Annotated in this window: 16 protein-coding genes; 12 read left to right on the forward strand and 4 right to left on the reverse strand. The window is 62.4% G+C overall.

The features are described from left to right. Positions 1–139 precede the first annotated feature (139 nt). Positions 140–520: a ribosome silencing factor gene (gene rsfS / locus ETW23_RS01935; protein ID WP_129372154.1), complete on the forward strand. Its 381-nt coding sequence runs from the start codon at positions 140–142 to the stop codon at positions 518–520. A 61-nt stretch (positions 521–581) separates the two neighbouring features. Beyond that, positions 582–1,052, forward strand: coding sequence for a 23S rRNA (pseudouridine(1915)-N(3))-methyltransferase RlmH (gene rlmH, locus ETW23_RS01940; protein ID WP_129372153.1), 471 nt, complete (start codon positions 582–584; stop codon positions 1,050–1,052). Between the two features lie 38 nt (positions 1,053–1,090). On the opposite strand, the gene ETW23_RS01945 is transcribed toward rlmH, so the two are convergent. Then, the gene (locus ETW23_RS01945) at positions 1,091–1,447 is read right to left on the reverse strand and encodes a hypothetical protein (RefSeq protein ID WP_134828946.1); all 357 of its coding nucleotides are present in this window, start codon (positions 1,445–1,447) and stop codon (positions 1,091–1,093) included. Between the two features lie 36 nt (positions 1,448–1,483). Next, positions 1,484–2,206, reverse strand: coding sequence for a DUF599 domain-containing protein (locus tag ETW23_RS01950; RefSeq protein ID WP_129372151.1), 723 nt, complete (start codon positions 2,204–2,206; stop codon positions 1,484–1,486). A gap of 93 nt (positions 2,207–2,299) precedes the next feature. On the opposite strand from ETW23_RS01950, the gene ETW23_RS01955 reads away from it, so the two are divergent. From ETW23_RS01955 to ETW23_RS01985, 7 genes are all read left to right on the forward strand, one after another. Then, complete coding sequence (locus ETW23_RS01955) at positions 2,300–3,736, forward strand: FAD-linked oxidase C-terminal domain-containing protein (protein WP_134828947.1); 1,437 nt, start codon at positions 2,300–2,302, stop codon at positions 3,734–3,736. Between the two features lie 52 nt (positions 3,737–3,788). Continuing rightward, a complete protein-coding gene (locus ETW23_RS01960; protein WP_167738056.1) occupies positions 3,789–4,895 on the forward strand; it encodes an FAD-binding protein in 1,107 nt (368 codons plus the stop codon). A 4-nt stretch (positions 4,896–4,899) separates the two neighbouring features. Further along, the gene (gene glcF, locus ETW23_RS01965) at positions 4,900–6,222 is read left to right on the forward strand and encodes a glycolate oxidase subunit GlcF (RefSeq protein ID WP_134828949.1); all 1,323 of its coding nucleotides are present in this window, start codon (positions 4,900–4,902) and stop codon (positions 6,220–6,222) included. A gap of 150 nt (positions 6,223–6,372) precedes the next feature. Next, on the forward strand, positions 6,373–7,131 hold the full coding sequence (locus tag ETW23_RS01970; protein WP_247676900.1) for a serine protease: 759 nt from the start codon (positions 6,373–6,375) through the stop codon (positions 7,129–7,131). Continuing rightward, the gene (locus ETW23_RS01975) at positions 7,128–7,943 is read left to right on the forward strand and encodes a serine protease (RefSeq protein ID WP_134828951.1); all 816 of its coding nucleotides are present in this window, start codon (positions 7,128–7,130) and stop codon (positions 7,941–7,943) included. Before ETW23_RS01970 ends, ETW23_RS01975 begins: the two co-directional genes overlap by 4 nt. A gap of 133 nt (positions 7,944–8,076) precedes the next feature. Then, entirely contained in the window at positions 8,077–8,541 is a 465-nt protein-coding gene (locus tag ETW23_RS01980; protein ID WP_129372145.1) for an Hsp20 family protein, read from the forward strand. 179 nt (positions 8,542–8,720) lie between these two features. Continuing rightward, positions 8,721–9,119 carry a globin domain-containing protein gene (locus tag ETW23_RS01985; protein WP_129372144.1) on the forward strand — a complete coding sequence of 133 codons (399 nt, stop codon included), beginning with the start codon at positions 8,721–8,723 and terminating at the stop codon, positions 9,117–9,119. Between the two features lie 34 nt (positions 9,120–9,153). Here the strand turns inward: ETW23_RS01985 and ETW23_RS01990 are convergent, their stop codons facing one another. Beyond that, a complete protein-coding gene (locus ETW23_RS01990) occupies positions 9,154–10,626 on the reverse strand; it encodes an NAD-dependent succinate-semialdehyde dehydrogenase (RefSeq protein WP_134828952.1) in 1,473 nt (490 codons plus the stop codon). Positions 10,627–10,822: 196 nt separating this feature from the next. Here ETW23_RS01990 and ETW23_RS01995 point away from each other — a divergent pair, with 196 nt between their 5' ends. Next, positions 10,823–11,608 (forward strand): alpha/beta hydrolase, encoded by a 786-nt coding sequence (locus ETW23_RS01995; protein ID WP_134828953.1) that lies wholly within the window; start codon positions 10,823–10,825, stop codon positions 11,606–11,608. A 211-nt stretch (positions 11,609–11,819) separates the two neighbouring features. Further along, entirely contained in the window at positions 11,820–13,028 is a 1,209-nt protein-coding gene (locus tag ETW23_RS02000) for an aminopeptidase P family protein (protein WP_129372141.1), read from the forward strand. Between the two features lie 98 nt (positions 13,029–13,126). Here the strand turns inward: ETW23_RS02000 and ETW23_RS02005 are convergent, their stop codons facing one another. Next, complete coding sequence (locus tag ETW23_RS02005; RefSeq protein WP_134828954.1) at positions 13,127–13,621, reverse strand: heme-binding protein; 495 nt, start codon at positions 13,619–13,621, stop codon at positions 13,127–13,129. Positions 13,622–13,701: 80 nt separating this feature from the next. On the opposite strand from ETW23_RS02005, the gene ETW23_RS02010 reads away from it, so the two are divergent. Further along, a complete protein-coding gene (locus tag ETW23_RS02010; protein ID WP_134828955.1) occupies positions 13,702–14,337 on the forward strand; it encodes a Crp/Fnr family transcriptional regulator in 636 nt (211 codons plus the stop codon). Positions 14,338–14,452 lie beyond the last annotated feature (115 nt).

Below are 14,452 nucleotides of genomic sequence, written 5' to 3' on the forward strand. Positions count from 1 at the left end.
GTTTCATTGAAAATTCACCATCTGGTTGCTACATTATTAATAGGCCCGGCGCCGGGGCTTGGCGGCGCGTTGCAAGGAGGACTCTGTCCTGTCACCCGTACCTCAAGCGGCGGATGCCGCTGTCAATGGGGCAGCCGTGATGGCTTCCCAGTCCCAGCCCACCAGCGAACAGCTGCTGGAGCGGATTCTCTCCTCACTCAGCGATGACAAAGCCGAAGATGTGGTGCAGATCGACCTGCGCGGCAAGACGGCGATCGGCGATTACATGGTGCTGGCCTCGGGCCGCTCCACCCGCCAGGTTGCCGCCATGGCTGAAAAGCTGACCGACCGGCTCAAACAGGAATACCAGCTTGGCTGCAAGGTCGAAGGCAAGGATACCGGCGACTGGGTGCTGATCGACACCGGTGATGTGATTGTCCATATCTTCCGCCCGGAAGTGCGCGAGTTTTATCAGCTCGAGAAGATGTGGATGCCCACAGGCACTGCGGCAGCCCCGTCAACCCCGGCTGCCGAGGGCTGATCCAAGGCTGATTTGATGCAGGCCCGCGCCTGGGTGCGGGCCGGATTGCTTTTGGAATTTCATGCGACTGCATATCTGCGCGGCCGGCCGGTTGCGGGCTGGCCCTGAAAAATCCCTCATCGACGACTATATTGCCCGGTTTGACCGGACCGGCCGCGCGCTGGGCCTGGGGCCTGCGCGGGTGGTTGAGATTGAGGACAAGAAGAATGGCGGCATGGCGGCTGAGGCAGCATTGCTGCGCAAGGCCTTGCCTAAGGGCGCGGTGATCTGCACCCTGGATGAGCGCGGCAAGGTGATCTCTTCCCCGGATTTTGCGGACAGGCTGGCAGGCTGGCGCGACAGTGGCCGTCAGGACCTGGCGCTGATTATCGGCGGGGCAGACGGGATTGATCCCGGCTTGCGGGCCGAGGCCGATTTCTCGATCTCCTTTGGCAAGATGGTCTGGCCGCATATGCTGGTGCGGGTGATGCTGGCCGAGCAGATCTACCGCGCAGCAACCATCCTGGCGGGCAGCCCGTACCATAGGGTCTGAATGCGCCTGCGGCGCGAGTATTTTCAGAAAGATGAAGATCAGGGCAGGGTGAGGACGTATGTGTCCTGGCTCCACCCGTCCACCAGGCAGCGGGCCTGAATTTGAACTTGGGTAGTGCCATCCGGGACCTGCACACCGCTGAGAGACCGGGTAAAAGGCTGTTCGTGTTCATGCGGATGCGCCAGCACGCGCAGGCCCAGCTCCTTGCCCGCCATGTCCAGCACCCGCCATCCGTCGGCATAATGACCCCAACCGGTATCGGGGTGGGAAAGAGTGACGCTGACCGTCCAGCCGCCGCCGGATTGACGGGCTGTTGCATTTTCGATCACCGGCTCTTCCGCAAGGGCAGGAATCGCGATGGAGCAGAGTACGAAGACGGCAAGGGTCTGTTTCATGGCGCTACCTTAGCCGCGCGCCCGGAAGAGGTGCAGTCACGAAACTGTGTCCCCTTTGCTGATTGGCGGGATGCGCAGCAGGATTGTGCGGGAGTGCGAGGCAAATTCCCGCCGGTACAGCACCGCAAAGGTGATCACCGCGGCGCCTGCCAGCGGCAGCGCGCCCGCCAGCCAGGCCACGGCAGCCAGCGCAAAATACGTCGCCCGCATGCCGCGGTTGAAGCTGCGCGCGGCGGTGATGCTGATTTCGGCGGCCTGCGCGGCGCGGGGGTAGGCAAGCGGATCCTTGCGGTCATTCGGCACTGCGGCCATCAGCACCGCACAATAGCCGAACAGCCGGTGTGACCAGACAAATTTCAAAAACGCATTTGATAGAAACAGCAGCACCACCAGGATCTTAACCTCCCAGACAAAGGCCGGGGCGCTGTCCTGGATCAGGTCTTCGGCCACTCCGGCAAGCTGCTCGGTATTGCCGATCAGGGCCAGCCCGCCGCCAATCGCTATCATCGCGGCGGAGGCAAAGAAGGCCGTGGCCTGGCGCAGGTTGCCCGCCAGCTGCGCATCAAAGATCCGCGGATCGCGTTCGACCATCTGTTTCATCCAGTCGCGCCGGAAATCCGCCATCAGCCAGGACACCGAGGGCCGCCCCGCAGGCGGGTTCTCGATCCGCCAGCCGATCCACAGCCAGCCTGCAATCAGCAGGGCGAGAGCGGCAAGGTCGAACAGGGAGAATTGCGCAAGGCGGGTGGTCCAGATCATGGCCCGACACTAGGGGGCTGATCCTGGCGCGGCAATCCGTCTCTTGCCAGGTGGCGTAATTGGTAATATTACTTTACCAAATAGGAGAGCGCCATGGAGATGCCACCCCCGAACCCCGCCATTCTGGCCCGCAAAGCGCGGCTTGCCGAGCGGCTGCTGGCTGTGCTGCCTGATGATGCGGTGATCCAGGACGCGGCAGAGACCCGCGCTTATGAATGCGACGCGCTGACGGCCTATAAATGCCCGCCGCTGCTGGCGGTGCTGCCGCGGAGCACGCAGGAGGTCTCGGACATTCTGCGGATCTGCCACGCGGAAGGCGTGCCGGTAGTGCCGCGCGGTGCTGGCACGTCGCTGGCGGGCGGGGCGCTGCCGACGGCGGATTGCGTCATCCTTGGCGTGGCGCGGATGAACGGGGTTCTGGAAACCGATTACGGCAACCGCATCATCCGGGTTCAGACTGGGCGCACCAACCTGAGTGTTTCCGGCGCGGTGGAGGAGGAGGACTTCTTCTATGCGCCCGACCCGTCCTCGCAGCTGGCCTGTGCCATTGCCGGTAATATCGCAATGAACTCGGGTGGGGCGCATTGCCTTAAGTATGGCGTGACGACGAACAACCTGCTGGGCGTCACCATGGTGATGATGGACGGCACCGTGGTGGAGATCGGCGGAGAGCATCTGGATGCAGGCGGGCTGGATCTCCTGGGTGTGATTTGCGGCAGCGAAGGCCAGCTGGGCGTGGTGACAGAGGCCACCCTGCGGATCCTGCGCAAGCCCGAAGGCGCGCGGCCGGTGCTGATCGGGTATGACAGCAATGAGGTGGCCGGTGCCTGTGTCTCGGACATCATCAAGGCGGGTGTCTTGCCGGTGGCGATCGAATTCATGGACCGCCCCTGTATCGAGGCCTGCGAGGCCTTTGCCAAGGCTGGTTACCCGATGTGCGAAGCGCTGCTGATCGTCGAGGTCGAGGGCAGTCCCGAGGAAATTGATCACCAGCTGGGGCTGATAACTGAAATCGCCCGGTCCCACAATCCGGTGGAGCTGCGCGAGGCCGGCGATGCGGAAGAGGCCGGCCGGATCTGGCTGGGCCGCAAGTCGGCCTTTGGCGCGATGGGGCAGATCAACGACTACATGTGTCTCGATGGCACTATCCCGGTGTCCTCGCTGCCGTTTGTGCTGCGTCGCATTGCTGAGATGAGCCGGGAGTTCGGATTGGATGTGGCGAATGTGTTCCATGCCGGGGACGGCAACATGCACCCGCTGATCCTGTTTGATGCCAACAAGCCCGGCGATCTGGAAACCTGCGAGGCTTTCGGGGCAGAGATCCTGAAACTCTGTGTCGAGGCCGGCGGCTGTTTGACCGGTGAGCACGGGGTCGGGATCGAAAAACGCGATCTGATGCTGCATCAGTACACGGCGGCGGACCTTGAGGCGCAGTTGAAGGTCAAGGATGTGTTCGACCCGAAGTGGCTGCTCAACCCGGCCAAGGTGTTTCCGCTATCGGTGAGCGAGGGCCGCCGGGCGGCGGCATAGGCGGCTGAATGATTGGGGCTTTGCCCCAAACCCCAGAGTATTTTTTGGAAAGATGAAGATGCTGACACCTCAGAGCGAGGCCGAACTGGCCGAAATGCTAGCAGGAGCAAGCGGACCGCTGTGCGTCCAGGGCGGCGGCACCCGCGGGCTGGCCATTGACGGCGAAGGGCTGAGTACCAGAGGCCTGTCCGGCGTGGAGCTTTATGAACCCGGCGCGCTGACGCTTGTGGTCCGGGCGGGCACGCCGGTGGCTGAGGTCGAGGCACTGCTGGCCGCGGAAAATCAGCAGCTGGCGTTTGAGCCGATGGATCATCGCGGGCTGCTGGGCACCGAGGGCGAGCCGACCATTGGCGGGGTGATTGCCGCAGGCGTCTCCGGTCCCCGCCGCATCCAGTCGGGGGCGGCGCGGGACCACTTGCTGGGAGTGCGCTTTGTGGATGGTTCCGGCCAAGCGGTGAAGAACGGCGGCCGGGTGATGAAGAATGTCACCGGCTATGATCTGGTGAAACTGATGTGCGGCGCCCATGGCACCCTGGGAGTGCTGAGCGAGGTGTCGATGAAGGTGCTGCCGCGCGCCGAGGCGTCGGCAACAGTTGCCATTGAGGGCGCTGATCTGGCTGCCGCGGTGGCGGCGATGTCCGCGGCGTTGGGGTCCCCCTATGACGTGACCGGCGCGGCCTATGATCCGGAGAAGCAAACCGCCTTTGTCCGGGTCGAGGGGTTTGCGGACTCAGCGGCCTACCGGTGCCGCAAGCTGGTATCGGAATTGGGTGGCTTTGGCAGTCCGCAGATCGAAAGCGAGGACGCCGGCCTGTGGCAAGGCATCCGCGATGGCGCGGGCTTTCACGGGCGGGCAGGCGATGTTTGGCGGATTTCGGTGAGACCCTCCGATGCCGTTGCGCTGGCACCGCGGCTGCAGGCCGAGGTGCTGCAGTTCGACTGGGGCGGCGGGCTGATTTGGGCACTGGTGCCTGCGGGCACCGATCTGCGCGCGCGCATCGGCGTGCCGGGCCATGCCACGCTGGTGCGGGCCTGCGCGGACACCCGCAAGCGGCTTGGCGTGTTCCAGCCGCAGCCCGGCCCCCTCGCGGCAATCTCCGAAGGGCTGCGGCGCCAGTTCGACCCGAAGGAACTCCTCAACCCCGGACTGATGGGATAAGCACATGCAGACCACCTTTACCGATGCGCAGCTGCAGGATCCGGGCACCCGGCGCGCCAACGAGATCCTGCGCTCTTGTGTGCATTGCGGATTTTGCACGGCGACCTGCCCGACATATCAGGTGCTGGGTGATGAGCTCGACAGCCCGCGCGGCCGCATTTACCTGATCAAGGATATGCTGGAGAACGCACGGGTGCCGGACGAAAAGACGGTCAAGCACATCGACCGCTGCCTGTCGTGCCTGGCCTGCATGACCACCTGTCCCTCGGGCGTGCATTACATGCATCTGGTCGACCACGCCCGCGCCTATATCGAAAAACACTATGACCGGCCCTGGAGCGACCGCGCCCTGCGCTGGCTGCTGGCCCGGATCCTGCCTTATCCGGGCCGGTTCCGCCTGGCGCTGTTTGGCGCGAAACTGGCGAAACCCTTGAAGGGGCTGATGCCGGACGCACGGCTCAGGGCGATGCTGGATATGGCGCCGGGGCACATCCCGCCGGTCAGCCGCAACGACGATCCGCAAAGCTTTGCCGCTGCTGCAGTCCGCAAGAAACGGGTGGCGCTGATGACCGGCTGCGCGCAAAAGGCGCTGAACACCGATATAAACGACGCCACCATCCGGCTGCTGACCCGGCTGGGCTGCGAGGTGGTGGTGGCCAAAGGCGCGGGCTGCTGCGGCGCGCTGACCCATCACATGGGGCGCGAGGACGAAAGCCACGCCACCGCAGCAAAGAACATCCGCGCCTGGGGTGCGGAGATGGACGGGCAGGGGCTGGATGCCATTGTCATCAACACCTCGGGCTGCGGCACCACGGTCAAGGATTACGGCCATATGTTCCGCAATGATCCGCTGGCCGCGGATGCTGCGCGGGTGTCGGAACGCACCATGGATATCTCTGAACTGCTGATGCAGCTGGAGTTCCCTGAGGGTGCGGATAAGGGGCTGACCGTCGCCTACCACGCCGCCTGTTCGCTGCAGCATGGCCAGCAGATCAAGACACACCCCAAGACGCTCTTGAGGCGTGCAGGGTTCACGGTGGTGGAACCCGCAGACAGCCATCTGTGCTGCGGATCGGCCGGCACCTACAACCTGATGCAGCCGGAGATTTCCACCGAACTGAAGGCCCGCAAGGTCAAGACGCTGGAAGCCAAGCAGCCCGATCTGATCGCCGCGGGCAATATCGGCTGCATGATGCAGATCGGTTCCGGCACAGAACTGCCCATTGTGCACACGGTGGAGCTGCTGGACTGGGCAACTGGCGGGCCGCAGCCGCCCGCGCTGACGGCGCCGGGCAAACGCGCGCCGGGGGTGCCGGTCCTGCGTTAAAGCGCGCAAAAGGAATCGGGCTGCATAAACTGCGCATTTGCCCTAATTTTGCCTGAACGGACCCGTAGTCTCCCAACCGGTGGATAAGAGGAGAGACATGTGAGGCAATGGATTCTGGCGGTTCTGGCAGCCGTGCTGCCGGCGGCGGCGATGGCGCAGGACAGCCTTTTGCAGCGGATGGACACAATGGATGCGGGCCGCAAATGGGAAGCGGTCGGGCGTCTTGATGTGAACGGCGAGGGGTTTTGCACCGGCGCGCTGATTGCGCCGGATCTGGTGCTGACCGCCGCCCATTGCCTTTATGACAGCCAGACCAAGGCGCGCATCGACCCTGCCACCATCGAATTCCTGGCCGGCTGGCGCAACGGGCGCGCCTCGGCTTACCGCAGCGTGCGGCGGGCGGTTGAACATCCCTCCTATGTCTATGACGGCGAACTGTCGACCGACCGGGTCCGCAACGACATTGCCCTGCTGCAATTGCAGCGCCCGATCCGCAACACCACCGTGACACCCTTTGAAACCGACGAGCGCCCGCGCAAGGGGGCCAGCATCGGTGTGGTTTCTTATGCGCATGACCGGTCCGAGGCGCCGTCGCTGCAAGAGGTCTGCGCGGTGATGGCGCGCCAGCAGGGCGTGCTGGTGATGTCCTGCGACGTCGATTTCGGCTCCTCCGGCGCTCCGGTATTCTCCTTTGAGGGCGGCACTCCGCGGATTGTCTCGGTGATCTCCGCCAAGGCCGAAGTCAGCGGCGAGCGGGTCTCGCTTGGTTCTGCCCTGGCCGAGGAACTGACCCTGCTGCAGGCGCAGCTGACGGGTGTGAATACCCGTGGCCGCCTGCCGCCTGGTGTTGGCCGGGTGAAGGTGGGGGAGGGGCGCAGCTCCTCAGGTGCGAAGTTCATCAGCCAATGAATTGGCGGGCACTGATGCTGGCTGTTGCCACCCTGGCGTACGCTGGGCAGGCAACGGCCCAGGGCGCCGGTCTGCGGCGGCTGACTGACCGCGATGACCTGCTGGGCTGGGAGGCCGTCGGGCGGCTTGAGCTGAACGGCCAGGGCTTTTGCACCGGCACGCTGATCGCACCGGAACTGGTGCTGACCGCAGCGCATTGCGTCTATGACCGCAACAGGAATTTGCGCGCGGCTGAGCAGATCACCTTCCGCGCGGGTTTGCGCGACGGGACAGCCATAGCCGAACGCCGGGGGCTGCAGATCGCCGCGCATCCGGGGTTCAACCCGCGGGGACGGCTTGATTCGAATAACATCCGTCACGACGTGGCGCTGATCCGGTTGACTGCACCGGTGCTCAGCGGTCAGGCAGATGCTTTTGCGCTGCATTCGGGACGCGAATACGGCAGCGATATCTCTGTCACATCTTATGGGCAGGGCCGCGCCGAGGCGCTGTCGCGGCAACGCCAGTGCAACCTGATGGGGGAAAGCGGTGACGTGCTGATGATCGACTGCAATGTCACTTTCGGCTCTTCCGGGGCGCCGGTGTTTTCGCAAGTGGGCGGGCGCGGGCGAATCCTGGCGCTGGTCTCGGGCGGCGGCAATTTCCGCGGCAAGCAGGTGGCGTTCGGCATGAAACTGCCGCAACGGGTGGCGGAACTGAAGGCGCAGCTGCGCCGCAATCCGGTGGCCGCGCCCGACCGGCGGATCAAGCGCGTCCGGGTAGGCGGCGGCGCGTCGGCGGGCGGCGCGAAGTTTGTGACCGTGGGCGACTGATCCCCCTCTTGAAGCCGCATTTTGCGTTCCTATCTCAGGTCTATCCGGGCCGCCGCTGATTGGGGCCCGGAAAAGACCAGCCTGTCCCTGCGGGGAAGGCGCCCTGAAATCGCTCATGAATGAGGATGACACTATGCGTACGTTTGATTTTGCACCGCTGCACCGCGCCACCATCGGTTTCGACCAGATCGCCAGCCTGATGGACCGCGCCCTTAGCGCGGATGCCGCCCAGTCCAGCTACCCGCCCTATAATATCGAAAAGACCGACGCCGACAGCTATCGCATTTCGATCGCGGTTGCCGGTTTTGCCGAAGACGATCTGAATGTCGAGGTTAAGGAAAACGCGTTGGTGGTGACCGCCAAAAAGGCCGAGGACGGCGATGACCGCTCCTTCCTGCACCGGGGCATTGCCACCCGCGCCTTTGAGCGCCGTTTCACCTTGGCCGACCATGTCCGCGTGACCGGTGCCAGCCATGAAAACGGTATGCTGCATATCGATCTGCACCGCGAAGTGCCCGAGGCGCTGAAACCGCGCCGGATCGAAATCTCCTCCTCCCGCCCGAACCGCGCCGAGATCGAGGCCACGGCGGTCAACTGATCCCGCGATCAAGGTTCGAGTGCTTCAGCCCCCTGGTTCTGCCAGGGGGTTTTTTCGTTTCACCGGGTTGTCCCCGCGGGGACAGCTGCGGGTATGGTTGAAGGCGTAAATGTTTCTTTAGGTATTGGGAGGCAGGATCGGAGGCAGAGTAATTGGTGCCGCAGCGCAAAGGCGGATTGATGAACCCTCAGGAAATCCAGCATGTTCAGCAAAGCTTTGCCGGGATCTTTGCCCGCAAGGCGGATCTGGCTGAGCGTTTTTATGTGCATCTGTTCACCCGCCTGCCAGAAGCACGCGGCATGTTCCGTGGAAATTTTGTGAAGCAGAAGGCAATGCTGACAGCGATGATTGCCGCCTGCGTGCGCAATCTGGACGATCCGCGCACATTGGAAGACCTGGGCGCGCAGCTGCTTCAGGCGCATGCGCATCTGCAGCTTGGCGCGCGGGAGAGCGAGGCGGCAAAGCGGGCGCTGATTGCCGCTTTGCGCGATGTTTTAGGCCCGGCGCTGGACACAAAGACGGAAACCGCCTGGGCCAGCGCCATCAGTCAGGTGGCCGGGACGCTGACCCGGCACTGACACGATACTGCCCTGGTGCTGACCGCCAGCCGGGTCAGACTGCCATGCAGATGTATTTCATCTCCAGGTAATCCTCGATGCCGTGGTGGCTGCCTTCGCGGCCCAGGCCCGATTGCTTTACGCCGCCGAACGGGGCCACCTCGGTGGAAATGATGCCGGTGTTCACACCCACAATCCCGTATTCCAGCGCCTCGGCGACCTTGTACACGCGGCTCAGATCCTTGGCATAGAAATAGGATGCCAGGCCAAAGATGGTGTCATTGGCCATCGCGATCACCTCGTCCTCGTCCTCAAACTTGAACAGCGGAGCGAGCGGGCCAAAGGTTTCATCCGTGGCGAATGCCATGTCGCGGGTTGCGCCCTTGACGATGGTCGGCTGAAAGAAGCTGCCGCCCAGTTCCGACGGGTTGCCGCCCAGGATCACTTTGCCGCCTTTGGCGGTTGCGTCGGCAATATGCTCCTGCACCTTCTCAACCGCTTCCTTGTTTATCAGCGGGCCGAAATGGATGCCGTCGTTAAGGCCGTCGCCGACGTTCATCTTCTCGACCGCGGCTTTCAGCTTCTCCGCAAAAGCATCGTAAACGCCGGCCTGCACATAGATCCGGTTGGCGCAGACGCAGGTCTGGCCGTTGTTGCGGAACTTGCACATGATGGCGCCTTCGACCGCTGCGTCCAGATCAGCGTCGTCAAACACGATGAACGGCGCATTGCCGCCCAGCTCCATCGAGCATTTCATCACGGTGTCCGCGGCCTGGCGCATCAGGATGCGGCCAACCTCAGTCGAGCCGGTAAAGGTCAGCTTGCGCACGGCGTCGTTCTCGCAGAACTCCTTGCCGATCTCCGAGGCGCGCGACGACGGCACGACGTTGAACACGCCCGCCGGAATGCCTGCGCGATCCGCCAGCACCGCCAGAACGGTGGCCGACAGCGGGGTTTCGGCGGCGGGGCGGGCGACAAAGGCACAGCCTGCGGCCAGCGCCGGGCCGGCCTTGCGGGTGATCATCGCATTGGGGAAGTTCCACGGCGTGATCGAGGCGGCCACACCGATCGGCTGCTTCAGCACGGTGATCCGTTTGTCGCGCTGATGGCCGGGAATGGTCTCGCCGTAGATCCGCTTGGCCTCTTCCGCGAAAAACTCAATGAATGACGCGCCATAGGCGATCTCGCCGCGGGATTCCGCCAGCGGCTTGCCCATCTCGGCGGTCAGGATCACCGCCAGGTCTTCCTGGTTTTCCATCATCAGGTCGTACCACTTGCGCAAACAGTTGGCGCGTTCCTTGCCGGTCCATTTAGCCCAGTCTTTTTGCGCGGCTTCGGCCTGGGCGATGGCGCCTGCCACCTGGGCGCGGCTGATATCGGCCATCCTTGCAATCACGTCGCCGCGGGCCGGATTTTTCACGTCAAAGGTGCTTTCGCCTTCAGCGAATTGACCGCCGATATAGCCGCGGGTTTCCAGCAGGCTGGGATCTTTGAGCAGGGATTTCAGGTCTGTGGTTGCGTCGAGCATTGCGGGCCTCCCGGATGTTTTGTCGCTGGAATGCAAATCAGCTGTGCTTAAATAAGTCCAGAATCATCGATGAGTCCAGAATTTGATCAAATCCTACGCCGCGGGGTGCAGCTGGAGTTTTTCAGACGGGCAATTTGACATGTCCTGTGTCAGACTGTCAGGTAGCCGCAAAGAATAAAAACAGGGGAGATCGGGCATGGAATTGGATGATGCCTATGCCAACGGGGCATATATCGAAAATGCGGACAGCTACCCGCCGCGCTGGGCGGCCTCGGCTGAGGATTTCCGCAACAGCCTGCATGAGCGCGCCCGGCTGGACCTCCCCTATGGCGAGGGCGCGCGGCAGCGGTTCGACCTGTTCCTGCCGGAAGGAACGCCCAAGGGGGTCTTTGTCTTTGTCCATGGCGGGTATTGGCTGGCCTTCGACAAAAGCACCTGGTCGCATCTGGCCCGTGGTGCGATGGCGCATGGCTGGGCGGTGGCGATGCCGTCGTATGATCTGTGCCCCGAGGTGCGGATTGCGGATATCACCCGGCAGATTGCTGCGGCGGTGACCCGGATTGCGGAAGAGGTTGCGGGGCCGATTGCGCTGGCGGGCCATTCGGCGGGCGGCCATCTGGTGGCGCGGATGCTGGACCGCGTGCTGCTGCCGGCAGATGTGGGTGCGCGGATCAAGACGGTGATTCCGATTTCGCCGTTGTCGGATTTACGCCCCTTGCTGCGCACCACGATGAACCAGAAGTTCCAGATGGATTCCGCGGCTGCGATTGCCGAAAGCCCGGTGGACATGCAGGACCGCTACCCTGCAGACGTGACGGTCTGGGTCGGCGGCGAGGAACGCCCGGCGTTTCTGGATCAGGCGGTCTGGCTGGTGGAGGCCTGGGAGGCTGATCACGTGATCGCCTTTGGCAAGCATCATTTCAATGTGATCGAGCCGCTGGCGGACCCGGAAAGCGATCTGGTGATGCTGATCGTGAATTGAGACCTCTTGTCCGGCCGGCTGACCGGACAAGTAGGCCAGACAAGGATGCGGCAGGCGGCAGGCAAGATTTCACTTGCCAGAATCCCGTTTCCGCCGCATCTTCTGCGCAAGGGCCAGGCGATGGCGTCGCCGCATGGAATACATGCCGCCCCCAGCATTCCAAAACCGTCCTGAACGCCGGGACCTTTCTTGTAAGAAGGAAGGGTCTGATATGACTTCACGTCCTGAAATGTACCGTTTTCACAATGGTGAAAAAGCACCGCTGCAATTTGCCGTCTCGGAATACGAGGCACGCATTGCCGGCCTGCGCAAGATCATGGCTGAGACCGGCGTGACTGCCGCTGTCTTCACCTCGATGCACAACATCTCGTATTATTCGGGCTTCACCTACTGCGCCTTTGGCCGCCCTTATGGCATGGTGGTGACCGCCTCCGAGGCGGTGACCATTTCGGCCGGCATCGACGCGGGCCAGCCCTGGCGCCGGTCGTTCTGCGACAACATCACCTATACCGATTGGCAGCGCGACAACTTCTGGCGTGCAATCAAGTCGGTCAGCGGCGCGGGCGCGGTGGTCGGTTTTGAAAGCGATCACTTGACCCTGATGCAGAAGGCCAAGCTGGAGAGCTTCCTGGAGCCGTCCAGCCTGGTTGATCTGTACCACCCCACCATGGTTCAGCGGATGGGTAAATCGGCTGCGGAACTGGACATGATCCGTGCCGGTGCCGCGGTGGCAGACGTCGGCGGCTTTGCAATCCGTGACGCAGTCAAGGAAGGCGCGCGCGAGATTGATGTGGCGATGGCCGGCCGGGACGCGATGGAGCTGGAGATTGCCAAGCGGTTTCCGGATGCCGAATACCGTGACAGCTGGGTCTGGTTCCAGTCCGGCATCAATACAGACGGCGCCCACAACCCGGTGACAGGGCGTACCCTGCAGCGCGGCGATATCCTGTCGCTGAACACCTTCCCGATGATCTCGGGCTATTACACCGCGCTGGAGCGGACCATGTTCGTCAAGGAAGTGGACGCCGAGAGCCTGCGCATCTGGGAGGCCAATGTGGCGGCCCATGAACTGGGCATCTCGCTGCTGAAGCCGGGTGCAAGCTGTGCGGAAATCACCCATCAGATCAACGCCTTCTTTGAAGAGCAGGATCTGTTGCAATACCGCACCTTCGGCTATGGCCACTCCTTTGGCGTGCTGTCCCACTACTATGGCCGCGAGGCCGGGCTGGAGCTGCGCGAGGACATCGATACGGTGCTGGAGCCGGGCATGGTGATCTCAATGGAGCCGATGCTGACCATCGCCGACGGCCAGCCGGGGGCCGGCGGCTACCGTGAGCATGACATCCTGATCATCCATGAGGACGGCAACGAGAACATCACCAAATACCCCTATGGACCGGAGTTCAACGTCGTCGGCTGAGGCGGGCAGAATGCGAAAAAGCAGGGGGTGCATGTGTGCCCCCCTGTGCACCGGCGAGGAGAGCCAGTCTGGTTGAGTGAGGGATTTAAAGCGGCCTGTCAGCCGTCTTTGCTGTCCAGAACTTTTGCGATTGCGGCTTCACCGCAGGCCTCTTCAATGTTCGGGTCCGGCGCACCCGAAAGACCGATCGCGCCGATCAAAGTGCCCTCGTGGAACAGCGGCAGGCCTCCGGTGAGCAGCAGGATGTCGTCTTCCATTTTCCCCAACTGGCTGAAACCGTCCGCCTGCGGCGCCATATTGAGAACTGAAGTAGGAATTTTCAGGGACGCGGATGTGTAGGCCTTCCGGAAGCTGGTATGAATGGTGTTTGCACCAGTGCCTTCACCCCGGAAGAAATAGAGCAGCCGTCCTTGGTCATTCACGACCGATACCGATACCGATGTCTCTTTTGCGCGGCAATCTGCAAGCGCTTCTTTGGCGATTGCTTCGGCAATTTCGGTTGTCAGAGCCGGGCGGTTCGGAATTTCAACCGCTGCGGCGGTAGAAGCTGCGAGTAAACCGGCCGCAGCCGCGCCGAAGAGTACCATTTTCATCTATTTGAATCCCTTGTAGCAGATGCTGCGGACACTACGTGTAAAGCCGGAATGAAAAGACAATCTGGGTTGTTTTCCCGATGAAAAATGTGAACTTCCGGAATTGGCTTGACCATTGCTCTGATGAAACCAGGCAGGCGGTGCATGGCAAGGCACGGGGGAGGTGCATCCCCAAAGACGGCTTGGTTCACGAAATCGCTGATCCTGCGCAGGAGCTGTACTTTATTGAAACTGGAACGGTACGGTTCGGGGCGACACACGAGGGCGGCAAACAGCTGATCGTCCGCGACCTTGATGCAGGGGACTGGTTTGGTTTCATCGGGTGCCTTGGGTCCGGTCAGAGGCCGAATGCGGCCTATGCAGTAACGGAGACCCGGTTGCAGGTGGTCGGTTGGAAGGACATCGAGGAAATAGGTCAGGCAGATCCAAGCCTATGGCAGGCGATTGCAGCTGTCCTGGCCGGGCTTGCTGGTCATTTTTATAAGAGTTACGAGAATACGGTTTTTCTCTCGCTGGAACAAAGACTGAAAGCCACGCTGCAACAGATTTCCATTTGGCAGAACTCGCGAAAGCTGCAAATCAGCCAGGAGGAACTGGCTGCCATCTTGGGCGTGACCAAAGAAGCTGTGGGCCTTCATCTGAACGGCTTGAAGGCCAAAGGCCAAGTGCAGCTGGGATACAGGAGCATTCACTTGCTGGAGAAGACTGGACCTTAGCCGGATGGCAGCGCGTCAGGCTAACGCCGGCATATATTGGACCCGGCAGACGCGGGGCGCATGAATGAAAAGAATGTAGCTTGGTCTCCGGGCAAATGGCCTTTTGGCACGGACG

It is taken from the genome of Leisingera sp. NJS201 (genome assembly GCF_004535885.1).
Taxonomy (GTDB): Bacteria; Pseudomonadota; Alphaproteobacteria; order Rhodobacterales; family Rhodobacteraceae; genus Leisingera.